At 60.5% G+C, this 22,751-nt stretch carries 23 protein-coding genes; 2 read left to right on the top strand and 21 right to left on the bottom strand.

Features of this window, described 5'->3' with window-relative positions:
- Window positions 1-83: 83 nt before the first annotated feature.
- From ACLBW8_RS00535 to ACLBW8_RS00450, 18 genes are all read right to left on the bottom strand, one after another.
- Window positions 84-1,085 (bottom strand): ADP-ribosylglycohydrolase family protein, encoded by a 1,002-nt coding sequence (locus ACLBW8_RS00535; RefSeq protein WP_447804302.1) that lies wholly within the window; start codon window positions 1,083-1,085, stop codon window positions 84-86.
- Window positions 1,082-1,795: a GntR family transcriptional regulator gene (locus ACLBW8_RS00530; RefSeq protein WP_064453747.1), complete on the bottom strand. Its 714-nt coding sequence runs from the start codon at window positions 1,793-1,795 to the stop codon at window positions 1,082-1,084. The genes ACLBW8_RS00535 and ACLBW8_RS00530 overlap by 4 nt, the downstream gene beginning before the upstream one ends.
- A gap of 70 nt (window positions 1,796-1,865) precedes the next feature.
- Complete coding sequence (locus ACLBW8_RS00525) at window positions 1,866-2,426, bottom strand: DUF1285 domain-containing protein (protein WP_447804301.1); 561 nt, start codon at window positions 2,424-2,426, stop codon at window positions 1,866-1,868.
- 26 nt (window positions 2,427-2,452) lie between these two features.
- Window positions 2,453-3,058: a DUF4823 domain-containing protein gene (locus ACLBW8_RS00520; protein WP_128588377.1), complete on the bottom strand. Its 606-nt coding sequence runs from the start codon at window positions 3,056-3,058 to the stop codon at window positions 2,453-2,455.
- Between the two features lie 130 nt (window positions 3,059-3,188).
- Entirely contained in the window at window positions 3,189-4,157 is a 969-nt protein-coding gene (locus ACLBW8_RS00515; protein WP_053257554.1) for a GTP 3',8-cyclase MoaA, read from the bottom strand.
- 139 nt (window positions 4,158-4,296) lie between these two features.
- Window positions 4,297-4,965 (bottom strand): TetR/AcrR family transcriptional regulator, encoded by a 669-nt coding sequence (locus tag ACLBW8_RS00510; protein WP_128588381.1) that lies wholly within the window; start codon window positions 4,963-4,965, stop codon window positions 4,297-4,299.
- Between the two features lie 446 nt (window positions 4,966-5,411).
- Entirely contained in the window at window positions 5,412-6,197 is a 786-nt protein-coding gene (locus tag ACLBW8_RS00505) for a TatD family hydrolase (protein WP_221295477.1), read from the bottom strand.
- A 77-nt stretch (window positions 6,198-6,274) separates the two neighbouring features.
- Entirely contained in the window at window positions 6,275-7,264 is a 990-nt protein-coding gene (locus tag ACLBW8_RS00500; RefSeq protein ID WP_064453752.1) for a DNA polymerase III subunit delta', read from the bottom strand.
- On the bottom strand, window positions 7,257-7,889 hold the full coding sequence (tmk, locus tag ACLBW8_RS00495; protein ID WP_447804300.1) for a dTMP kinase: 633 nt from the start codon (window positions 7,887-7,889) through the stop codon (window positions 7,257-7,259). The genes ACLBW8_RS00500 and tmk overlap by 8 nt, the downstream gene beginning before the upstream one ends.
- A 19-nt stretch (window positions 7,890-7,908) precedes the next feature.
- On the bottom strand, window positions 7,909-9,030 hold the full coding sequence (gene mltG, locus ACLBW8_RS00490) for an endolytic transglycosylase MltG (protein ID WP_447804299.1): 1,122 nt from the start codon (window positions 9,028-9,030) through the stop codon (window positions 7,909-7,911).
- A 1-nt stretch (window position 9,031) separates the two neighbouring features.
- The gene (gene pabC, locus ACLBW8_RS00485; RefSeq protein ID WP_432750944.1) at window positions 9,032-9,847 is read right to left on the bottom strand and encodes an aminodeoxychorismate lyase; all 816 of its coding nucleotides are present in this window, start codon (window positions 9,845-9,847) and stop codon (window positions 9,032-9,034) included.
- Window positions 9,847-11,091, bottom strand: a complete 1,245-nt coding sequence (gene fabF, locus ACLBW8_RS00480; protein ID WP_053257561.1) for a beta-ketoacyl-ACP synthase II — start codon at window positions 11,089-11,091, stop codon at window positions 9,847-9,849. The genes pabC and fabF overlap by 1 nt, the downstream gene beginning before the upstream one ends.
- 128 nt (window positions 11,092-11,219) lie before the next feature.
- Window positions 11,220-11,456, bottom strand: coding sequence for an acyl carrier protein (gene acpP, locus ACLBW8_RS00475; protein WP_010566559.1), 237 nt, complete (start codon window positions 11,454-11,456; stop codon window positions 11,220-11,222).
- 192 nt (window positions 11,457-11,648) lie between these two features.
- On the bottom strand, window positions 11,649-12,392 hold the full coding sequence (fabG, locus tag ACLBW8_RS00470) for a 3-oxoacyl-ACP reductase FabG (protein WP_010566560.1): 744 nt from the start codon (window positions 12,390-12,392) through the stop codon (window positions 11,649-11,651).
- Window positions 12,393-12,416: 24 nt separating this feature from the next.
- On the bottom strand, window positions 12,417-13,355 hold the full coding sequence (gene fabD, locus ACLBW8_RS00465; RefSeq protein ID WP_447804298.1) for an ACP S-malonyltransferase: 939 nt from the start codon (window positions 13,353-13,355) through the stop codon (window positions 12,417-12,419).
- A 126-nt stretch (window positions 13,356-13,481) separates the two neighbouring features.
- Window positions 13,482-14,492: a phosphate acyltransferase PlsX gene (gene plsX, locus ACLBW8_RS00460; RefSeq protein WP_447804297.1), complete on the bottom strand. Its 1,011-nt coding sequence runs from the start codon at window positions 14,490-14,492 to the stop codon at window positions 13,482-13,484.
- 4 nt (window positions 14,493-14,496) lie between these two features.
- Window positions 14,497-14,679 (bottom strand): 50S ribosomal protein L32, encoded by a 183-nt coding sequence (gene rpmF, locus ACLBW8_RS00455; RefSeq protein ID WP_008152339.1) that lies wholly within the window; start codon window positions 14,677-14,679, stop codon window positions 14,497-14,499.
- A 13-nt stretch (window positions 14,680-14,692) separates the two neighbouring features.
- On the bottom strand, window positions 14,693-15,223 hold the full coding sequence (locus tag ACLBW8_RS00450) for a YceD family protein (RefSeq protein WP_032886799.1): 531 nt from the start codon (window positions 15,221-15,223) through the stop codon (window positions 14,693-14,695).
- Between the two features lie 105 nt (window positions 15,224-15,328).
- Here ACLBW8_RS00450 and ACLBW8_RS00445 point away from each other — a divergent pair, with 105 nt between their 5' ends.
- Window positions 15,329-15,907 carry a Maf family protein gene (locus ACLBW8_RS00445; protein ID WP_064453758.1) on the top strand — a complete coding sequence of 193 codons (579 nt, stop codon included), beginning with the start codon at window positions 15,329-15,331 and terminating at the stop codon, window positions 15,905-15,907.
- Window positions 15,908-16,038: 131 nt separating this feature from the next.
- Here the strand turns inward: ACLBW8_RS00445 and ACLBW8_RS00440 are convergent, their stop codons facing one another.
- Genes ACLBW8_RS00440 through rluC form a run of 3 tightly spaced genes read right to left on the bottom strand, consistent with a single transcriptional unit; the run spans window position 16,039 to window position 18,652 of the window.
- Entirely contained in the window at window positions 16,039-17,022 is a 984-nt protein-coding gene (locus ACLBW8_RS00440; protein WP_064453759.1) for a S49 family peptidase, read from the bottom strand.
- A gap of 21 nt (window positions 17,023-17,043) precedes the next feature.
- Window positions 17,044-17,706, bottom strand: a complete 663-nt coding sequence (locus ACLBW8_RS00435) for an HAD-IA family hydrolase (protein ID WP_447804296.1) — start codon at window positions 17,704-17,706, stop codon at window positions 17,044-17,046.
- On the bottom strand, window positions 17,693-18,652 hold the full coding sequence (gene rluC / locus ACLBW8_RS00430) for a 23S rRNA pseudouridine(955/2504/2580) synthase RluC (RefSeq protein ID WP_032886795.1): 960 nt from the start codon (window positions 18,650-18,652) through the stop codon (window positions 17,693-17,695). Before rluC ends, ACLBW8_RS00435 begins: the two co-directional genes overlap by 14 nt.
- Window positions 18,653-19,411: 759 nt before the next feature.
- Between rluC and rne the strand changes: the two genes are divergently transcribed.
- Complete coding sequence (gene rne, locus ACLBW8_RS00425) at window positions 19,412-22,594, top strand: ribonuclease E (RefSeq protein WP_447804295.1); 3,183 nt, start codon at window positions 19,412-19,414, stop codon at window positions 22,592-22,594.
- Window positions 22,595-22,751: the final 157 nt, after the last annotated feature.

The following is a 22,751-nucleotide window of genomic DNA, read 5'->3' as shown; positions in this document are numbered from 1 at the left end:
TAGCGGCCTTCCAGTTGATGCATCAGTGACTGACAGGTCGCTATCGCGGGCAAGCCCGCTCCCATGGTTTTGAGCTGCGGTGCTTAGCGCAGATCAAGCAGCCCCTGGACCAACGGCTGCAAATCCAGGCCATTGACGGCCTTGACCTGTTCGATCATTTCTTCAGGCCAGCACTGCATCCCCAGGCACGCGCCCAACATGGCGCCGAGAATCGCGGCAATGGTGTCGGTGTCGCCGCCGAGGCTGGCGGCCAGGCACAGGGCCTCTAAGGCATTCATCGCGCCCACCGCCACTTGCTGCGCGAGGGCAAACGACACCACTACCGACTCCTGGGACGCGACGGAGGTACCGATCAGTTCGTACAGCAGGTCGGCAAACAGGGCTGTGTCGCCGCTGCCGACGCTCAAGGTCCGCGCCCAACTGATGCGGGTGGCGATGCGTCCGCCGGCAATCCAGTGACCATGGCCTTCCGCCTGCTGGGCGATTTGGGTGCCGATGTTCAGCGCCTCTCCCAGATCCACACCGTTGATACCCGCCGAGACCACCGCCGCAACGGCCGCCGCGCTGGAAATGCCCAGGCTGGTGTTGTGAGTGACCTGGCACGCCTGGATCACCGCCTGGATAAACTGCGCCGGATCGCTGACATCCGCGGCAATCCCCACAGGCGTGATGCGCATGGCAGCGCCATTGGTGGTGCCATAGCGCCCGGACTCTTCCGGGGTGTGGCCAGCGAGGATCATGTCGATTGCGCGCTTGGTCGATGGTCCGAGCAAATCCTGCGAGCCCTTGGCGCGCATCACGGCTTCCCAATCGATCAGCCGCTGGGCGAGCACGGTCGGTTCGATCTTGCCTTGGCCTTCCACCAGCAACTCGCCTACCAGGATCGCCTGTTCTGTGTCATCGGTGATGGAGCCGGCCGGCATGTTCGGCGCGATGGGTTGGTCGGCGTCGGCGTCTTCCAGGGCGGTGATGGCACCGAAACGCTGTTGCACCTGCTCTCGGCTCAGGGACTGGGTGGGCATACCCAGGGCGTCGCCCAAGGCCAGACCGTAGAAGGCGCCAAGGGCGCGATTTTCCGAGGTCATTTTGAAGCTCCAAACTGCAGGTGCAGGCGAAAGTGCAGAGGGTCGAGCAGACTTTCGACGTACTCCATGAAGCGCTCGCGGCGGTCGTAGGTGGTGCGCGAAGCCTTGAGAAACACTGTGCCGGCTGGGCGACCAAGCAACTCGGCGTCTTCATCGCTGAGAGGCTCTGCGCCGATCCATTGGTCACCTTCGGCGCCGACATAACCGTAAGCGGCCAGGGTAATGGTCAGGGAGTCGTCGATCAGGCCGACACGGGGCAAGCCTTCCAGGCCACCGGCGGCAGGCATCAGCGAGCGCTCAAGGGACACAGCAGTGCCGTCCGTGGTGCGCCGACGGCGGTCGAGGGCGATGAATTGGTCACTGCCGAATCGGCTGAGCAGGTCGGGACGGGTCACCGCCTCCAAACGCAGGATGTCGGTGATGACCCGTGCGCCGGTATCAGCCAGGGCCTGGGCCCAGCCGCTGCGTTGGTCGAGCACCATGCCGTCGAAGGTGACGATGGAGCCGACGCCGCTCTGGGTGGCGATGTAGTTGCGCCGCTTGAGCTCAGCCAAGGCTTCGCGCAGGGTGCCACGGCTGACCGCAAACTCTTCGGCCAACTGATGCTCGCCCGGCAGCAGGAAACCGTCGGCCATTACTCCGCCCTCGATACGGCGGATGAGCTCGTCGACGACGCGTTTTTTCTTATCAAATCGGACATGTCTAATCATGTACAAATTGATAACCGAAAGCGTCCACCTGCAGCAAGCGAATTATTTCAGAGAGATGAAAAAACCGGCCTCAAGGCTCAAGGCCAATGCGGAAAAACTCCCCGCCGCTCCATACGCCAAGCCAGTTCTGACCGTTGATCGGACGGCTCACCGCCAACTCGACCAATTGGTAGAACGCGTTGCGGTGCACGAGGGCTTCGAGGTTGGCGCGCACCCGCAGATAAGGCGCGGGCTCTTGGGTGACCGGGTCGATCACCACCCGCAACGGGTGTTCAAGCCCGACTTCGACCTGTTCGTCGACATTGGTGGTAAAGCGCAATACCTGGCTTTCGCCCTGCCCTTCGACTTCAAGGGTTAGTGCGACGAACGGCGCATCATCGACGGTGATGCCGACCTTTTCCACCGGGGTCACCAGGAAATACTCATCGCCATCGCGGCGGATGATGTTGGAAAACAACTTGACCATCGGCTTACGCCCAATGGGCGTGCCCTGATAGAACCAGGTGCCGTCGCGAGCGATGCGCATGTCGATAGCGCCGCAGAAATCCGGGTTCCACAGATGCACCGGGGCCGGCCCCTTGCCCTTGGGCAGTTGAGCCAATAGATCATTGGCCTTGGCGGAATCGGTCATGGGCTCTCCCTTATTTACGTGCTGGGTTACTGATCACTCATGCCCAGCAGGCCCCGAGCGTACTTCGCCAGAGGGCGGGCAATCAGATCTTCTGGCTTGTTGTCGTGGAACGTCAGTAAACCGCCACGACTGCGAATGCGCGCAGTATCAATCAAATACTGGGTGCTGGTCTCGATCAACATGATCTGGATGACGCCGCTGTCGAGTCCCACACGGTCCAATGCCTGCTGATCGGTCCACTCATCGGCATTGCCGATACGGTCATCGGCTGCCGCAAAACGGCAATACAGCAGGTAATGTGCACCCGCTCCACGGGCTTCGGCCATGGCCTGTTCCAGGCCTTCAGGCTTGCGGGCGCGGCGCACCATGGGGAAATATTCGACGAAGCCGTTAAAGGCTTCTTCGGCCACCACGTTAGGACGCGGGTAGGCACTGCCCGGCGGTACGAAAGCACCTTGGGCGATAAAGACAAAGGAGTCCGGCTGTATGCGAACTGACGCGGTACGGCGGGTATCACTGTGGTCCAGCAACCCGGCGTCGCTCATCTGATAGCGGGTGCCTTCGGCCATATCGCTGACGGTCATGCAACCACTCAGCGTCAACGACGCCAGCAACAAAACCAGACTACGCATCCCAATCCTCCAAAAGCCGGTGACGGAAAACCGGCGAATGGGCACAAGATGCAGAATCCGCGCCATTCAAGAACAACACACAACAAATGTGCGAGCGGGCCCGCTCCCACAGGGTCGACGCCAGTTTGAGCTAGCCGCCGATGATCTTCATGATCGTCGCACCACCGGAGAAGGCCACTTCCTGTTTATCGCCCAACGCCTTCACCAACAAGCCTTGCAAGGCCGGCAACGCCTGGTGACGCGGTTTGTCCAGCAGGTCGCCGACGTAGTGACGGTTGCTCGACGACAGGCAGCCATGCAACCAGCCGGTGGATGACAGCCGCAGGCGCGAACAGGTACGGCAAAACGGCACGCTTTCGTTGGCGATCACGCCAAAAAAGCCCTTGCCCGGCACTTCGTAGCGCACCGCGGTGGCGTCCACCGGCGCATTGGCTTGCAGGTATTCGTGGTGTTCGCCGATCAGGCTGAGCAATTGCTGCAGGCTGACGAATTGCTGCAGGAACGCATTGGAGTCCTTGGCCAGGTGGCCCATGCGCATCAGTTCGATAAAACGCAGCTCGTAGCCGCGTTCCAGGCAATAGTCGAGCAGCGGCATCACTTGGTCGAGGTTCTGCCCGCGCAACGGCACCATATTGACTTTGATTTTGATCCCGGCAGCGCGGGCCTGGTCCATACCGTCCAGCACGGTGGCCAAGTCACCGCCACGGGCGATGCTGCGGAAAGCGTCGGCGTCCAAAGTGTCGAGGGACACGTTGATGCGGCGAATGCCCGCGTCCACCAGCAGTGGCAGTTTGCGGGCGAGCAGTTGGCCATTGGTGGTCAGGCTGATATCACTGAGCCCCATCCCGCCCACCGCGCCCATGAAGGCTTCCAGCTTGGGGCTGACCAGCGGCTCGCCGCCGGTGATGCGCAGGCGCTCGATACCCGCCGCTTCGATCAGATAAGCCACGCCACGGGCCATGGCCTCAGCCGAGAGTTCGTCCTGGGCAGCCACCAACCGCTTGCCGTTAGGCACACAGTAGGTACATGCGTAATTGCAGGCTGAGGTCAGGCTGATCCGCAAATTGCGAAACCGCCTGCCTTGACGATCAACGATCATGGATCACTCCGGCAGAGGATTGTACGGGCGAGCTAAAAGCTGACTTATAAATCAACTTTTAGCAAGGTCCTTGCCTGAGTATATTCCTGGGGTACTGCAACTGGCAGTAATTCATTACGCCATCACTGTCGGGAATAGCTTAAGTAGCAGGGGTGTCGGCGCTCTTCGGCTCAGCGCCTGGCAGTTCAGCGCTGTGCTTGCGCTTGTTGCCCATGCGCACGCCGATATCCATCAGGAACTGGAAGAAACCTTCCTGATCTTCCAGCACATTGCTCCAGAACGGCGAGTGGTACAGCGCAACTGCGCCGTGCACCAACGCCCAGGCAGCGCAATAGTGGAAATAAGGCGGCACATCTTCAAGCTTGCCTTCGCTGATGCGGCCCTTGATCAGCAAGGTCAGGCGTTCGAAGTTCGAGGCGCGGATCTTGTGCAGTTCCTCGACCATTTCCGGCACCTGATGGCCTTTGACCACCTTCTCTTCCAGGCGGTCGAACAGGCGGTAGCGCTGCGGATCACGCATGCGGAACTCGAAGTAGGCGCGGGACAGGGCTTCCTTGTCCTTGTCCACGTCAGCCGAATGCAGCAGTTCGTTCAAGTCGCGCTCATAGTCGAGCATCAGGCGCAGGTAAATCTCGGCCTTGGATTTGAAGTGCTTGTAGATCGTGCCTTTGCCGATACCCACGGCATCCGCAATCATCTCGACGGTGACACTGTCTTCACCTTGTTCAAGGAATAACTTGAGTGCGGTGTCGAGAATTTCCTGCTCACGGCGGCGAAACTCACGGACCTTACGGGGTTCTTTGTGCATGAGGAAGAGGTCTGTAAAGGTCGAAATAGGGAGGGTTGCGCAGGGCCATGGATACGTGGCGATACGATTTACCCGGTGCGAGGGATTATCCCGACTGAACGGTCGTTGGGCAACGTCTATGTGAACCCGCGACGCACTTTACTTTCAGCACGCCAACGATTTGCTTGATATCAGTCAGAAATAATACGCAACAACTGCCCCTTTGCACCTGCGCAATGAGAACTCAAGCGAAGCGCGCGTATTCCAAATCTGTTTAAAAAACGATCAGATGTGACTGGACTGAATCCGATACTGATCAATACTTGAACTGTCGACGTGGCATCTCCCCCCAAGTGACGCGTCGACCTGGGTACCGACGGACTGCGTGCCCTTGTTTTACTCCTAATGGTCTTAGCCCGGATTCACCCCCCAGAACCCGGGTTTTTTTTGCCTGCGATTTGCCTGCTTTACCCGGCGACGTGGGCCAGCGGGAACAACCGCTTGAAGTTCTCGGTGGTCTGCTCGGCAAAGCGCTCGTACGACTCACCCCGCAGCATTGCCAGGTAATCCGCCACGTCGCGCACATATTCCGGCAGGTTGGGCTTGCCGCGATGCGGGATCGGCGCCAGGTACGGCGAGTCGGTTTCCACCAGCAGGCGGTCGGCAGGCACCTGGCGCGCAACGTCGCGCAAGGCGTCGGCATTGCGGAAGGTGACGATACCGGACAGAGAAATGTAGAAGCCCAGGTCCAGGGCGGCCTTGGCCATGTCCCAGTCTTCGGTGAAACAGTGCAGCACGCCGGCCTGGGGCAACGCCGCTTCGCGCAGCAGGGTCAGCGTGTCGGCGCGGGCGCCGCGGGTGTGGACGATCACCGGCTTGCCGGTTTGCTGCGCGGCGTGCAGGTGCAGGCGAAACGAGGCCTGCTGCAACTCGGCGGCCTCCGGCTCGTAGTGATAGTCCAGGCCGGTTTCGCCAATGGCCACCACACGGGGGTGGTTGAGTTCGCCCAATAGCCAATCGAGGGCCGGCGCTTCACCGGGCTTGAGGTCCAGCGGGTGGATGCCTACCGAGCAATCGACATCGGCATACCGATCGGCCAGTGCTTTGACGTCGGCAGCGTTTTCGGCGCTCACGCCGATGCACAAGAAGTGCCCTACTCCGCGCTGGCGCGCTGCCTCAAGGGCGGCATCGAGGGAGCCTCCGTGCTGGGCAAGGTCGAGGCGATCAAGGTGGCAATGGGAATCTACGAGCATAGGAAGTTACGACTTGAGTCCGGAAAGTTGAGTCACGGAAAGTATGCGGCCAACGATACACCCGTCGGCCACTGAAATTAACGGCGGCCGAGCAGGCCGACCCACTGCACCAGCAGCGCTTCAAGCAACAGCACGCGGTTGAGGTTGGCTTTGCCGAGAACCTTCTGGCGCTGGGCCAGAATCCAGTCCTGAATATTCAGCACCTTGTCTTGCGCGCTTTTCTGCGCGAGGTACTGCACCACCTTGCGCATATCCGGCAGGCCCAAGCCGCTTTCATCCTGGGTCAACTGGTAGCGCAGGATCAGGCTCGACCAGTCGCAGAACCAGTCGAACAGCAACAACAAGGGAATGTCTTTCCAGGCGCCTTCGGCCAGTTGCGTCGCGGACTGCTCTTGCTTGAGCAGCTTTTTGACGCCCTCCACCACCAGCGCGCGCTGCTCGCGCACGCCTTGGGCCTGCAGCTTCACGGCAGCCAGCGGTGAACCGGCGGCCAGGGTCAGCAGCTCGACCCGCTCTTCCTGCGAACACTCAGGCAGCGCCTGGGCCAGCCACTGCAAGCTCAGGGCTTCGCTCGGCAAGGGGCAGGCCTGTTGAACACAGCGGCTGCGAATGGTCGGCAACAAGCGGCTGGACTGATGGCTCACCAGCAACAGCACCGTATCACCCGAGGGTTCTTCCAGGCTCTTGAGCAAAGCGTTGGCGGCGTTGATGTTCATCGCTTCCACCGGCTCGATCAGGACCACCTTGCGCCCGCCCATCTGCGCGGTCTGCACCACAAAGCTGACCAGGTCACGCACCTGGTCGACCTTGATCGCCTTGTCGGCTTCCTCGGGTTCCAGCAAATAGTTATCGGGGTGGCTTCCGGCCTTGAGCAACAGGCAGGATTTGCACTCGCCGCAAGCTTCCAAATTGACCGGGCGCTGGCACAGCAGGCTGGCCATGAGCCGCTCGGCCAATGCGCGCTTGCCGATACCGATCGGCCCGTGCAGCAAATAGGCGTGGGCATGCTGGGCGCGGCCGGCCAATTGTTGCCAGAGACTGTCCTGCCACGGATAGGCTTCAGCCACGGGCGCGCTCCAGCAGTTTGGGTAGCAGAGCGTCAATGGCGTGTTGTACCTGAGCCAGCGGCTGGGCCGCGTCCAGCAGGGAGTAACGCGCCGGCTCAGCCTTGGCGAGCGTGAGGAATGCAGAGCGCACGGCTTCGAAGAACGCATGCCCTTCCAGCTCGAAGCGGTCCAGGCGACCGCGGGCACTGGCACGCGCCATACCGACTTCCACCGGCAGATCGAACAGCAGGGTCAGGTCGGGGCGCAAATCGCCCTGGACGAAGGTTTCCAGTGCAGCGATGCGCGCCAGGGACAAGCCACGGCCACCGCCCTGGTAGGCATAGGTGGAATCGGTAAAACGATCGCAAATCACCACGGCGCCGCGCGCGAGTGCCGGGCGGATCACTTCAGCCAGGTGCTGGGCACGGGCAGCAAACACCAGCAGCAGCTCGGTGTCCGGGTTCATCTGTTCTTCACCTGGAGCCAACAGCACTTCACGAATGCGTTCGGCCAACGGCGTGCCGCCAGGCTCACGGGTCAACACCACTTCAACACCCTCGGCGCGCAAGCGCTCGGCCAGGTAATCGCGGTTGGTGCTTTTGCCGGCGCCTTCCGGGCCTTCCAGGGTAATAAACAAGCCAGTCACAGGCAGTCCTTAGTCAGAGTCATTGCGGGCTTTGCGGCGCGGCGGTGGCCGGCGCAGGCTCGGTCGGCGCATCGGCCGGAGCCACCGGGTCTTCCAATGGTTTCACCACCGGCGCCGGGCTGGAGCGATAGTCGGCCCGGCGCTTGAGCTGAAACTCACGCACGGCGGCATTATGCGCATCCAGGTCATCGGAGAAAATATGGCTGCCATCACCGCGGGCGACGAAGTACAGGCTGCTGCCCGACACCGGGTTCAGCGCTGCGTGGATCGCCTCGCGGCCGACCATCGCGATCGGCGTCGGCGGCAGGCCGGCGATCATGTAGGTGTTGTAGGGGTTGGCTTCCTTGAGATGAGCGCGGGTCAGCTTGCCGGTGTAGCGTTCGCCCAGGCCATAGATCACCGTCGGATCGGTCTGCAACAGCATGCCGATCTTCATGCGGCGCACGAATACGCCGGCGATCTGCCCGCGCTCTTCCGGTACGCCGGTCTCTTTCTCTACCAGGGAGGCCATGATCAGCGCTTGGTAAGGGTCGGTGTACGGCGCATCGGCGGCGCGCTTGCTCCACTCCTGGGCAAGGACGTCGTCGAGGCGGTTGTAGGCCTTTTTCAGGAATTCGACATCGGTCATGCCGCGCACGAAGCGATAGGTATCAGGGAAGAATCGCCCTTCAGGGAACACGCCAGGGTGGCCGAGCTTGTCCATCACTTGGCTGTCGCTCAGGCCCGACAAGGTCTGCACGATCTTTTCGTGCTTGGCCAGGGCCGACCGTACCTGACGGAAGTTCCAGCCTTCCACCAGCGTCAGGCTGTATTGCACCACTTCGCCACGCTGCCACAAACCGATCAGGCCTTCAGCGGTCAGGCCAGGCGTCATGCGGTATTCGCCGCTGTGCAGCGGCTGGCCATCGAGGTTGAAGCGCCAGTAAAGGCGTAACCAGAAAGCGCCATCAAGCACACCGTCGGCTTCAAGGCGATTGAAGGTACCCGTCGGGGTAGACCCGGCAGGCACATCGAGCAATTGTTCCTGGGTCAGATTCAGGGGCTGCTTCAAGGCAGAGTCGAGCTTCCAGGCCGAGAAGCCCAGCAGCAAGCCTGCCGAGACCAGGCCGATCTGCAGCAGTAAAACCAGTTTTCGTATCAACTCAAATATCCAATAGCGCGCGAACAATGCCCTGCAGTTTACGGGTGAGCGGCCCAACCGACCAGCTCATCGCAGCGCAACCACGCACCGGCCAAATGCCATAAACGCTGTTGCACACGAAGACTTCGTCAGCCTGCTGCAACTGCTCAAGGCTGATGTCGGCCACGGCCAACGGGATGCCCAGCGCCTGTGCCTGTGCCAGAACCTCCGCGCGCATCACTCCGGCAACGCCACAACGATTCAGATCAGCGGTTAGTAACAAGCCGTTGCGCACTAGAAACAGATTGCTGAAAACGCCCTCAATGACGCGTCCGGACATATCCAGCATCAAGCCTTCGGCATGTTCGGCATCTTGCCACTCAGCGCGGGCGATCACTTGTTCCAGACGATTAAGGTGCTTGAGACCGGCCAACAACGGTTGCTCGGCCAAGCGAGTAGCACACGGAAACAGGCGGATGCCATCGGTTCCGTGGGCATGGGGATAGGTAGCGGGCGGACTGCCCTGCAAGATACGGCGCACCGGAGCGCCGGGATTGATTCCATACCCGCGCAGGCTGTCGCCACGGGTGAGGATCAACTTGAGTACACCGTCGCCTAGGGCGGCGGCATACGCCAACACTTCGCTGCGGATCAGCGTTTGATCCGCAACCAAGGCGAGGCGCCGGCAACCCTCAGCGAGGCGTTGCAGGTGGCGGTCGAGCAGCACTGGCTGCCCGGCCTTGACGGCAATGGTCTCGAACAGCCCGTCGCCATACGCCAGGCCGCGATCTTTCAGGGGCACGCTGTCCGCTGGCTGACCGTCGACCCAGCTGTGCATCACTCAGCGAACCGGCGGAACACCAGGGAACCGTTGGTGCCACCAAAACCGAACGAATTGGAAATCGCCACGTCGATCGGCATCGGCTGCGCTTCGTGAGGCACGAAGTTCAGGTCGCAGCCTTCATCCGGCTCATCAAGGTTGATGGTCGGTGGTGCGACCTGGTCCTTGATCGCCATCACGCTGAAAATCGCTTCGACCGCGCCCGCCGCACCCAACAGGTGGCCGGTCATGGACTTGGTGGAGCTGACCGCCAGCTTGTACGCGTGCTCGCCGAACACCGACTTGATGGCTTCAGCTTCCGCCAAATCGCCGGTCGGGGTCGAGGTGCCGTGGGCGTTGATGTACTGCACCTGGTCAGGGTTGACCTTCGCATCACGCAAGGCGTTGGTGATGCAACGTGCAGCACCGGCACCGTCGGCCGGTGGCGAGGTCATGTGGTAGGCGTCGCCGCTCATACCAAAGCCAATCAGCTCGGCGTAGATCGTGGCACCACGCGCTTTGGCGTGCTCCAGCTCTTCCAGTACCAGCGCACCGGCACCGTCGGACAGTACAAAGCCGTCACGGCCCTTGTCCCACGGACGGCTGGCCCGGGTCGGCTCATCGTTACGAGTCGACAGCGCACGGGACGCGCCGAAGCCGCCCATGCCCAGCCCGCAGGCGGCCATTTCGGCGCCACCGGCGATCATCACGTCGGCTTCGTCATAGGCAATGTTGCGTGCGGCCATGCCGATGCAGTGCGTGCCTGTAGTGCAAGCCGTGGCGATGGCGTAGTTAGGTCCCTGTGCGCCCAAGTGGATCGACAGGAAACCGGAAATCATATTGATGATCGAGCCCGGCACGAAGAACGGTGAAATTCGACGGGGGCCGGAGTCGTGCAAGGTGCGGCTGGTTTCTTCGATATTGGTCAAACCGCCAATACCCGAACCCATGGCCACGCCGATGCGCTCACGGTTGGCGTCGGTTACTTCCAGGCCGGCATTACGCACCGCCTGAAAACCGGCTGCCAGGCCGTATTGAATGAACAGGTCGAGTTTGCGGGATTCTTTGATCGAGAGATATTCCTCGACATTGAAGCCCTTTACCGAGCCGCCAAAACGGGTGGAATAGGCAGAAAGGTCCGTGTGTTCGATCAGACCAATACCACTGTGGCCAGCAAGAATGCCCTGCCAACTGCTCGGCACATCCGTACCCAGTGGCGACAACATACCCATACCGGTGACTACGACGCGTCTACGCGACACAGCACTCTCCTTTTTCTTGATGACGACACTTTGCTTCAGAGCTCACTTTGCTTCAGAGCTAAAGAAAAAACCGCACGCCGTTACAGCAGTGCGGTTTTTCCCTAACAGCAAGCGACGACTACAAACTATTACGCCTGGTGGGCAGTAACGTAGTCGATAGCAGCTTGAACGGTAGTGATTTTTTCAGCTTCTTCGTCCGGGATTTCGGTCTCGAATTCCTCTTCCAGAGCCATCACCAGCTCAACGGTGTCAAGGGAATCGGCACCCAGGTCTTCTACGAAGGAAGCAGTGTTGGTCACTTCTTCTTCTTTAACGCCCAGTTGCTCGGCGACGATTTTCTTGACGCGCTCTTCGATGGTGCTCATACCTTGTTTAACTCCTAATGGACAAATTCAGGCAGCTGGCCAGTGGGTAAGTGTATAGAAAGCCTTTTCAGCTTTTCAACTGAAAGCTTCACCCTTGTACCCGGCAGACCACCTGCCTATAAATTAAGTTGCAGCTTTATAACGGATTTTAGACAGCTCGTATGACATTTTTTTGAAGCGATCCGTCACAATTTAACTCATGTACATCCCGCCGTTCACCGGGATTGTAGCCCCAGTCACGTATGCCGCACCGTCGGATGCCAGGAAAGTGACCACATTCGCGATCTCTTGAGCCTGGCCCAGACGGCCCAGCGGAATCTGTGTCAGCAAAGCTTCACGCTGTGCTTCCGGCAGTTCACGGGTCATATCGGTGTCGATGAACCCTGGGGCTACCGAGTTGACCGTAATCGACCGCGAACCGACTTCACGTGCCAATGCACGACTGAAACCTTCCAGACCGGCTTTGGCGGCTGCGTAGTTTACTTGGCCTGCGTTGCCCATGGCACCCACTACAGAGCCAATATTGATAATTCGGCCCCAACGCGCCTTGGTCATGCCGCGCAAAACCCCCTTAGACAGGCGAAACAGACTGTTCAAGTTGGTATCGACCACGTCGTACCACTCGTCGTCTTTCATACGCATCATCAGGTTGTCGCGGGTGATACCAGCGTTGTTTACCAGAATAGCCGGCGCGCCAAATTGTGCAGTGATCTGGGCCAATACAGCAGCAACCGACTCATCACTGGTCACGTTCAGCTCAAGGCCGGTGCCCTGCACGCCGTTTTCCTTCAAGGTGGCGGCGATACGCTCGGCACCCGAAGCGGAAGTAGCGGTGCCGATCACAACAGCGCCCTGACGGCCCAGTTCGAGGGCAATCGCCTGGCCAATACCACGGCTGGCGCCGGTAACCAGTGCAACTTTACCTTGCAGACTCATGCAGGCTTCTCCTAATTTCAGGGTTCAGGCCAGCGCCGCACGAGCGGCAGCGAAGGCGTCAGGTGTATTGAGGTTGGCGGTGGATACGCCGTCGGCGCAACGCTTGTTCAGGCCGGCCAGGACCTTTCCCGGGCCACACTCAACCAGCTCGGTGGCGCCGTTGGCAGCCAGGGTCTGGACCGACTCGACCCAACGCACCGGCTTGTAGAGTTGCTCCAGCAGGTCGCGCTTGAGGGTGTCGAGGTCGACGGCCACGGCCGCGCTGACGTTCTGCACCAGCGGGATCTGCGGCGCCTGCCAATTGATGGCGGCGATGGACTCGGCAAAACGCTCGGCGGCCGGGCGCATCAGCTCACAGTGGGACGGCACGCTCACCGGCAATGGCAAGGCGCGCTTGGCGCCACGGGCCTTGCAGCCTTCGATGGCACGCTCAACAGCCGCCTTGGCGCCGGCGATCACCACCTGACCAGGGGAGTTGAAGTTCACTGCACTGACCACGTCGCCCTGGGCCGCCTCGCTGCAGGCCTCGATCACAACGGCATCGTCCAGCCCCAGGATAGCGGCCATGCCGCCCTGCCCGGCCGGAACGGCTTCTTGCATCAACTGACCACGACGCTCGACCAGCTTGACCGCTTCAGCGAGGGTCAGGCTGCCCGCAGCCACCAGCGCGCTGTATTCGCCCAGGCTGTGACCGGCCACGTAAGCCGGGCGCGCGCCGCCTTCCGCCAGCCACAAGCGCCACAGGGCGATCGAAGCGGTCAGGATGGCTGGCTGGGTTTTATCGGTTTGATTGAGTTGTTCTTCCGGCCCCTGCTGGGTCAGTGCCCACAGGTCGTAACCCAGGGCATCGGAAGCTTCCTTGAAGGTTTCCAGGATCAGCGGATGTTGCGCGCCCAGCTCGGCCAACATGCCGAGGGACTGCGAACCCTGCCCTGGAAAGACGAATGCGAGGGATGTAGACATGTAACAAGCCCCTAATGATCTGGTCGTCAAAAATGCGCGCCCCTACGGTGGGAGCGCACGAAACTGACAAGTTGGATGGTCTATTGAACTGGCCGGTCACATTTAAGCACTCCCAGGCCAATTCGCCTAAGGCAACAGATCCTCAAGACGGCCGCGCAAGCGTTGCGGCAGGTTTTCCTGAATCTCGATCAGCGCTCGCGCAATCGCACTCTGAAAGCCCTGCACACCGGCCGAGCCGTGGCTTTTCACCACAATGCCCTGCAGCCCGAGAAAGCTTGCACCGTTGTGCCGCGCCGGCGCGAGGTCAGCCTGCAAGCGGCGCATCAACGGCAGCGCCAGGGCGCCCACCAAACGTGACGCCAGGTTCTGCTTGAACAAGGCCTCGATACGCGTGGCGATCATTGTCGCCAGGCCCTCGCTGGACTTGAGCAGGATATTGCCGACAAACCCGTCACACACCACCACATCCGCCTCGCCCCGGTACAAACCGTCACCTTCGACGAAACCGATGTAATTCAAGCCTCGAGCCCCTTGCAACAGGCTGGCAGCGAGCTTGACCTGTTGGTTGCCCTTGATGTCTTCGGTGCCGATATTCAGCAGGGCCACACGCGGACGAGCCACACCCAGCGCCTCTGCGGCCACCGAGCCCATCACAGCGAACTGAAACAAGTGCTCGGCGCTGCAATCGACGTTTGCGCCCAGGTCGAGCAACTGGCAATAGCCTTTCTGCGTGGGAATCGCCGCGACCATCGCCGGCCGATCGATACCGGGCAGCGTCTTGAGCACATGCCGCGACAACGCCATCAACGCTCCGGTGTTGCCGGCACTGACACAGGCTTGCACCTTGCCATCACGCAACAACTCAAGCGCCACCCGCATTGAAGAATCAGGCTTGCCGCGAAGGGCGACCGCCGGCTTTTCATCCATGCTGATGGTTTCGCTGGCCGCTGTAACAGTCAGGCGCGCGCGATCCACCGCCGGATGGCTGGCAATCAATTCTTCAAGAAGGGGGGGTTGACCGACGAGGGTCAGGTGCAGCGAGGGCGTTGCAGACAGGCTGGCAATGCAGGCCTGAACAATGCTGCGGGGACCGAAGTCCCCGCCCATTGCGTCAATCGCGATGACTTGAGCAGACAAGTGATTACTCGTCAGCGCCCTTGTCGATCACTTTACGACCACGGTATACGCCTTCTGGCGATACGTGGTGACGCAGGTGAATTTCACCGGTGGTTTTTTCTACAGACAGAGTGCTCGCCGTCAGGGCATCGTGCGAACGACGCATGTCACGGGCGGAACGGGATTTTTTGTTCTGCTGAACAGCCATAATTGATTAACTCCTAAACGTTTGGGTCACGCTTTAACTGCGCCAATACACTGAACGGGTTGGACCGCGTTACCTCGTCCTCGCTCGGTTCGGCCTCGTCATCGAGACCCTCCGGCTGCTGGCATTCTTCCGGATGATGAGCAGGCACAATGGGCAAGGCGAGCAAAAGCTCCTCCTCGATCAGTGCATGCAGATCCAAAGGATCTTCGCCCAGTTCCAGCACGTCATAACCTTTCGGCAACGACTGGGTATTCGCACCCTCCTTCACCACGGCATAACTGCATTCGCTGTGGATCGGCAGGGTGACCAGCTCAAGACAACGCTGGCAAACCATTTTGACTTCGGTGTCGATAAAGCTGTGGATTACCACAGATTTACGTTCATCTCGTTCAAAAACAAATTTGGCCTGCACCGTACCGACAGTGTCGGAAAGCGGGTCGCAGAGTCTCTCCAAATCGGCCAGCAGCAATTCACCTTGAAGGGAAGTGCCACGATCTGCCAATTTGCGCGGGTCAACGTGAGGTGGAATCGGGTCATTCAACATAGGCGCAGCATTATAGGGATGCACCCAGCCATGTCAAAGGAAATTCAGCCCTGTGCGTCAGCTGGTCGCCCCGCTAGAATCCCTGACTGCCTTGAGGAGACGCTAATGCTGCCTTTATTACTCGCATCCAGCTCGGTTTATCGCCGGGAATTGCTGAGCCGCCTGCACCTGCCGTTCATTTGCAGCTCGCCGGATATCGACGAAAGCCATCGTGCAAATGAGTCCGCAATTGAGCTGGTCAAGCGCCTGGCCGAAGAGAAAGCCCGCGCCCTCGCCGACCGCCATCCCGGGCATTTGATTATTGGCTCCGATCAGGTCGCCGCACTGGAAGGCAGGATCATCGGCAAGCCGCATACTTTCGAGAACGCCCGTGAACAATTGCTTGCCGCCAGCGGCAAGCGCGTGAGCTTCCTGACGGGCCTTGCACTGCTTAACAGCGAGACCGGGCACTGCCAGGTGGACTGCGTGGCGTTTACCGTGCACATGCGTGTGCTGGACGCCCAGCGCATTGAGCGCTACTTGCGCATTGAGCAGCCCTACGACTGCGCCGGTAGCTTCAAGGCTGAAGGACTGGGTGTGAGCCTGTTTCAAAGCACCGAAGGGGCGGATGCCACCAGCCTCGTCGGCCTGCCACTGATTCGACTGGTGGACATGCTGCTGGCTGAAGGCGTGCAAATCCCTTAAAACCAGCGCAAAACCAAATGTGGGAGGGGGCTTGCTCCCGATTGCGGCGAGTCAGTTACAGATAAGCTGGCTGATCCACTGCTATCGGGAGCAAGCCCCCTCCCACATTTATCGACACAGGCCTTGAGATTTCAGCGCAGCGTCGGGCCTTGAAAGCCCATGTACAAAGCCAGTTTCTCTGCCACGCTGGCGCCGAGCTTCTTGGAGAAGCGGTCAAACGGCGACTCCTGAACAGTGAAATCCACCAGCTCTTTCTCGCCAATCACATCCCGCGCCACCGAACTGGCACTGCCCAGGCCATCGATCAAACCCAGCGGCAACGCCTGCTCGCCCGACCACACCAACCCGGAGAACAGCTCCGGATGGTCTTTATCCTTCAGACGATCCCCACGCCCTTGCTTCACGCTCGCAATGAACTGACGGTGAGTCGTGTCGAGCACGCCCTGCCAGAACTGGGTCTCGTCGGCTTTTTGCGGCTGGAACGGGTCCAGGAATGACTTGTGCTCACCCGAGGTGTAGGTGCGACGCTCCACACCCAACTTCTCCATGGTGCCGACAAACCCGTAACCGGCCGCCGTTACACCGATAGAGCCGACCAGACTGGCCTTGTCGGCATAGATCTGGTCAGCGGCGCTCGCGATGTAATAGGCGCCCGAGGCGCCCAGGTCGGAAATCACTGCGTACAGCTTGATGTCCGGATGCAATGCGCGCAGACGCCGAATCTCGTCATACACATAACCCGACTGCACAGGGCTGCCACCCGGACTGTTGATGCGCAGGATCACGCCTTTGACCTTGGGGTCTTCAAACGCAGCACGCAGGCTGCTGACGATATTGTCGGCGCTGGCGGACTCCTTGTCGGCAATCACCCCACGAACTTCGATCAAAGCGGTGTAGTTGCTGCCACGGGTGGCGCCTTTCTCGATGTCCATCAGCGGACTGAACAGCGCCAGCATGGCAAGCAGGTAAACAAAGGTCAGCAGCTTGAAGAAAATCCCCCAACGCCTGGAACGGCGCTGCTCCTGGACGCTGGCCAGTAGCGTCTTCTCCAGCAGCTTCCAGCTTTTGTCATCACCGCTCTCGGCCTTTTCGGGCGCTTTCCACTCGTCACTCATGCCATTAACCCCAGCAAAGACTTATTGGGCCCGGCTGAGCCAGGCCTGCAGTTCAGAAAAATGATCAATCGTCAGCCTGGGCTCATATTGCTGCAAGGCAGCGGCCGCCTGGGCACCATAGCTGACCGCCACGCTGTCCATGCCGGCATTGCGCGCCATCATCAGATCGAAGGAAGCATCGCCCACCATCAATGCCTGGCGCGGCGCGACGCCGCAATGAGCCAGGATCTGCTCCAGCATCAGAGGATGGGGTTTGCTGGCGGTTTCATCCGCCGCACGGGTGATGTCGAAATAATCTTCAAAGCCATGGGCCTGCAGCACCCGATCCAGCCCACGACGGGCCTTGCCGGTGGCGACCGCGAGGTGATACCCCTCGGCGCGGAACGCCTCCAGGGATTGCCGCACGCCTTCAAACAACGGCGAAGGCTCAGCTTCCAGCGCGATGTAGTGATCAGCGTAGTGCTGCCGAAACGCTACCAGCTCTTCGTCGCCGATTTGCGGGTACAACGTGCGGATCGCCTCAGGTAACCCCAGGCCGATAATGCCCTTGACGGCCAGATCGCTGCACAACTCGAAGCCTGAACGGGTGGAGGCCATGTGCATCGCTTCAACAATCCGACCAATGGAGTTACACAGGGTGCCGTCCCAATCGAAGATCAGCAGCTTGTAATCAAGGTGCGACACTCAAACGCTCCACGGTCTTGGCCCACATCTCATCGACCGGTGCCTGCAGCTTCAGCTCACCGCCATCGGGCAACGGCACCGTCAGCATGTAGGCGTGCAGGAACAGGCGCTTGCCGCCCAGGTCGCGAATTTCCTTGGAGAAATCCTCGTCGCCGTACTTGGTGTCGCCCGCAATGCAGTGACCGGCGTGCAGCGTATGCACGCGAATCTGGTGGGTACGACCGGTCACCGGCTTGGCCTCGACCAAGGTGGCGAAGTCGCCGAAACGGCGCAGCACCTTGAACAGGGTCAGGGCTTCTTTGCCCTCCTCGTCCACTTCGACCATACGCTCGCCGGAGCGCAGGTTGCTCTTCTGCAACGGCGCGCGGACGCTCTTGATGGAACTGGCCCAATTGCCCCGTACCAACGCCATGTAGCGCTTATCCACGCCATCGCCACGCAGGGCGGTGTGCAGGTGGCGCAACATGCTGCGTTTTTTGGCGATCATCAACAGGCCCGACGTGTCACGGTCAAGGCGATGAACCAGTTCCAGCTCCTTGGCATCCGGCCGCAACTGACGAAAGGCCTCGATCACGCCGAACGTCAGGCCGCTGCCACCGTGAACCGCAATACCGCAAGGCTTGTTGATCACGATCAGTTTGTTGTCTTCGAAGACAATCGAGGCTTCAAGGCGCTGCAACAGGCCTTGGGCCAGTGGCACGGGCTCGTCGCGCTCAGGCACGCGCACGGGCGGCACACGGACGATATCGCCCGCCTGCAGCTTGTACTCGGGCTTGATCCGACCCTTGTTCACGCGCACTTCGCCTTTACGCAAGATGCGGTAGATCAAGGTCTTGGGCACGCCTTTGAGCCTGGCCAGGAGAAAGTTGTCAATGCGTTGGCCGGCATATTCCGGCGAGACCTCAAGCAGCTGGACGCTGGGGGTCTGGGGGGCGGTAGTCGTCATGGCGGCGATGATAACAATTTTTTATGGAATTGAAGCACTTAATCATTGCTGCTATAGTCGCGAACGCCGCCAAAAGCGGCCTGGACAGAGGACTTGCGGCAAATTGCCGGCCCTGACCATCGCAATTCATCAGGACGCGAGGCCGTCCTACGGGGCTTTCGCCACCTTGGAAGGCTCAAGATTGTAACAAGCGCAGGTGACATGAGGCCTGAAGCGAGTGCAGAAAGCAGAGTGAATACTCGCGTTCTGCGCCGATATTTACGGCCAGTTCACAAAGTGCAGTCAGTCTTGAGCCAGACCATGGCGAATACTTCGGAAACAACGCCTGTTAAGAGCTGAGTGAGAGCGCAATCGCCCACACCTAGTCTTGTTTAGCCATGAGCGTGGACTCCCCATTGGAGAACACGGTAAATGCCAACCCGCTGCGGATTCTGCGCGCGGCAGCACCCGAATTATCAGGGATACGTGTAGGGTGGAGATGCACAACCGTCGGACCGTGTAGCACTAGGCTTATATTTAGACGCTTCATCTCGTCCACAGTCGCCGGTTGATTCCTCCTCCTGACCTTAGCTTTTGTTGAAGTGGTGCCTTTGTCACCACCGCTAACAAGCAGGACGCGTCCGTCGCGATACCGGCCCACATTGGCGGGTATTGCTGGACACTGGAGTGGCCAACCACTCTTGACGCACCTGACACCGACCGTGAGAAGTCGTGTGTGCCGAACGCCGTTTCCGGCAGCCCGGAAACCGACGGTACAACATGAAAAGAATGCTGATTAACGCAACTCAACCCGAAGAGTTGCGTGTTGCACTGGTAGATGGCCAACGCCTCTACGACCTGGACATCGAATCCGGTGCACGCGAGCAAAAGAAGGCCAACATCTATAAAGGCCGTATTACTCGCATCGAACCAAGCCTTGAGGCTGCCTTTGTCGATTTCGGCTCCGAGCGCCACGGCTTCCTGCCCCTCAAAGAAATCTCCCGCGAATACTTCAAGAAAGCCCCTGAAGGCCGCGTGAACATCAAGGACGTCCTGAGCGAAGGCCAGGAAGTCATCGTTCAGGTCGAAAAAGAAGAACGTGGCAACAAGGGCGCAGCCCTGACCACGTTCATCAGCCTGGCTGGCCGTTACCTGGTCCTGATGCCGAACAACCCACGTGCCGGCGGCATTTCCCGTCGCATCGAAGGCGAAGAGCGCAACGAGTTGCGTGAAGCGCTGAACGGCCTGGTTGCACCGGCCGACATGGGCTTGATCGTTCGCACTGCCGGCCTTGGCCGCAGCAGCGAAGAAATGCAGTGGGACCTCGACTACCTGCTGCAACTGTGGACCGCTATCAAAGAAGCGTCCCTGGATCGTTCCGCGCCATTCCTGATCTACCAGGAAAGCAACGTGATCATCCGCGCCATCCGCGATTACCTGCGCCAGGACATCGGCGAAGTGCTGATCGACAGCGTTGAAGCCCAGGACGAAGCCCTGACCTTTATCCGCCAGGTGATGCCGCAGTACGCCAGCAAGATCAAGCTGTACGAAGACAGCGTTCCGCTGTTCAACCGTTTTCAGATCGAAAGCCAGATCGAGACCGCCTTCCAGCGCGTCGTCGAACTGCCTTCCGGCGGCTCCATTGTTATCGACCCGACCGAAGCCCTGGTGTCCATCGACATCAACTCGGCGCGCGCTACCAAAGGTAGCGACATCGAAGAAACCGCCCTGCAGACCAACCTGGAAGCGGCTGAAGAAATCGCCCGCCAGCTGCGCCTGCGTGATATCGGCGGCCTGATCGTGATCGACTTCATCGACATGACCCCGGCCAAGAACCAGCGCGCCGTGGAAGAGAAAGTCCGCGAATGCCTGGAAGCTGACCGCGCCCGCGTACAAGTTGGCCGTATCTCGCGCTTCGGCCTGCTGGAAATGTCCCGTCAGCGCCTGCGCCCATCCCTGGGTGAAAGTAGCGGCATCGTCTGCCCGCGTTGCAACGGCACCGGCATCATCCGTGACGTTGAATCGCTGTCCCTGGCGATCCTGCGCCTGATCGAAGAAGAAGCCCTGAAAGACCGCACCGCCGAAGTCCGCGCACAAGTGCCGATCCCGGTTGCAGCCTTCCTGCTCAACGAAAAACGCAACTCGATCACCAAGATTGAACTGCGCACCCGTGCCCGTATCGTCATCCTGCCGAACGATCACCTCGAAACGCCGCACTTCGAAGTGCAGCGCCTGCGCGATGACAGCCCGGAAGCTCACAGCGGCCAGTCCAGCTACGAAATCGCTGCTGCCGCTGCGGAAGTCGAAGAAGTCCAGCCGGCCGCCGCAACCCGCACACTGGTTCGCCAGGAAGCTGCCGTGAAGACTGCACCGGCGCGCGCCAATGCACCGGTTCCGACCGAAGTGGCTGCACCGGTTGCCGCCCCTGCCGCCATGCCTGAGCCAAGCCTGTTCAAAGGCCTGGTGAAGTCGCTGGTGAGCCTGTTCGCCACCAAAGAAGAGCCTGTGGCTCCGGTTGTGGTTGAAAAACCAGCCGCCGAACGTCCGGCCCGTAACGAAGAACGTCGCAACGGTCGCCAGCAAAGCCGTAACCGCAACGGTCGCCGTGACGAAGAGCGCAAGCCTCGCGAAGAACGTGCACCGCGTGAAGAGCGCGCGCCACGTGAAGAGCGTGCACCTCGCGAAGCCCGTGAAGAAACCCCAACCGTAGCCCGTGAAGAACGTGCACCGCGTGAAGAGCGCGCACCACGTACTCCGCGCGCACCGCGTGAAGATCGCAAGCCACGTGGCGAGCGCGAAGAACGTGTGCGTGAACTGCGCGAGCCGCTGGACGCCGCACCGGCCGTTGCTGCCGAAGCTGCCAGCGAAGAACGTCCGGCTCGCCAGCCGCGTGAAGAACGCGCCCCACGTGAAGAGCGCCAGCCGCGCCCACCGCGTGAAGAGCGTCAACCACGCGCCGAGCAAGCCGCTGCCGCCAGCGAAGAAGATGAAGAAGTGCTGACCGGCGAAGAGCAGTTGCAGGAAGATGGCCAGGACAACGCCGAAGGCGATCGTCCACGCCGCCGCTCCCGTGGCCAGCGTCGTCGCAGCAACCGTCGTGAGCGTCAGCGTGATGCCAATGGCAATGTGATCGAAGGCTCGGAAGAGACCGGCGAGCACACTGAAGCCGCAACCGCAGAACCAACCGGCGCCGAACTGGCTGCCGGCCTGGCTGTGACGGCTGCCGTCGCCAGCACCGTTATCAGCGCACCGGCTGAAGCCCAGGCTCACGAGCAAGCTGAACGCGCTACTGCTGCCGTCGAAGAGACAGCAGCTGTAGAAGCGCCAATCGCTGAAGCCCCGGCAGTTGAAACCCCTGTAGTCGAAGCAATCACCCCGATCGAAGCCCCAGCGGTTCCGGAAGTGGAAGTTGCGCCGGTTCGCGAAGCCCAACCAGAAGTGGAAGTGGTTGCTGTTGAGCCTGCACCGGTGGTTGAAGCTCAGCCAGTGGTTGAAGCCGCCGTTGAAGCACCGGTTGTTGAAGAAGCTGCCCCGGCAGTGCGTGAAGTTCGCGAAGAACAGACCGCCTTCCAGTGGACTGCCGAGCCAGCCGCACCGGTTGAAGCGCCAACCCCTGCCCCAGTGGCAGAAGAGGCATCGGCCCCGGTTGCCGACGTGGTTGAAGCTGCCCCGGTCGTGGTGCCTGCGCCAGTGGTTGAAGCGCCAGTGGTTGAGCCAGTGGTTGCCGAGGTCGCCGCTCCGGTGGTTGAAGCCGCTCCTGCCAGCGCCCTGACCGATAACGGCCGCGCGCCGAACGACCCACGTGAAGTGCGTCGTCGTCGCAAGGAAGCTGAAGCAGCCGCTGCTGCAGCCGCTGCCGCACCGGCTGCTGCCGAAGTGGTCGAGGCGCCAGCCCCGGTCGTTGAAGCTGTGGTTGAGCACAAGGCTTTGGAAGAAGAGCACGAACCTAAACCCTTCGTCTGATTCCATCCGCCACTAAAAAGCCCCGCCTGAGTGATCAGGCGGGGCTTTTTTATGGGCGATTAACGTAAGCCTTGTGGAGATCCCCGTGTGGGAGCGGGCTTGCTCGCGAAAGCGCTGGATCAGTCACCAGACTCATTGACTGGCACTGCGCATTGGC

The organism is Pseudomonas sp. M5A4_2d, from assembly GCF_053345295.1.
The sequence above is the reverse complement of the archived record's forward strand: the minus strand, read 5'-3'. Positions and strand labels throughout refer to the sequence as shown.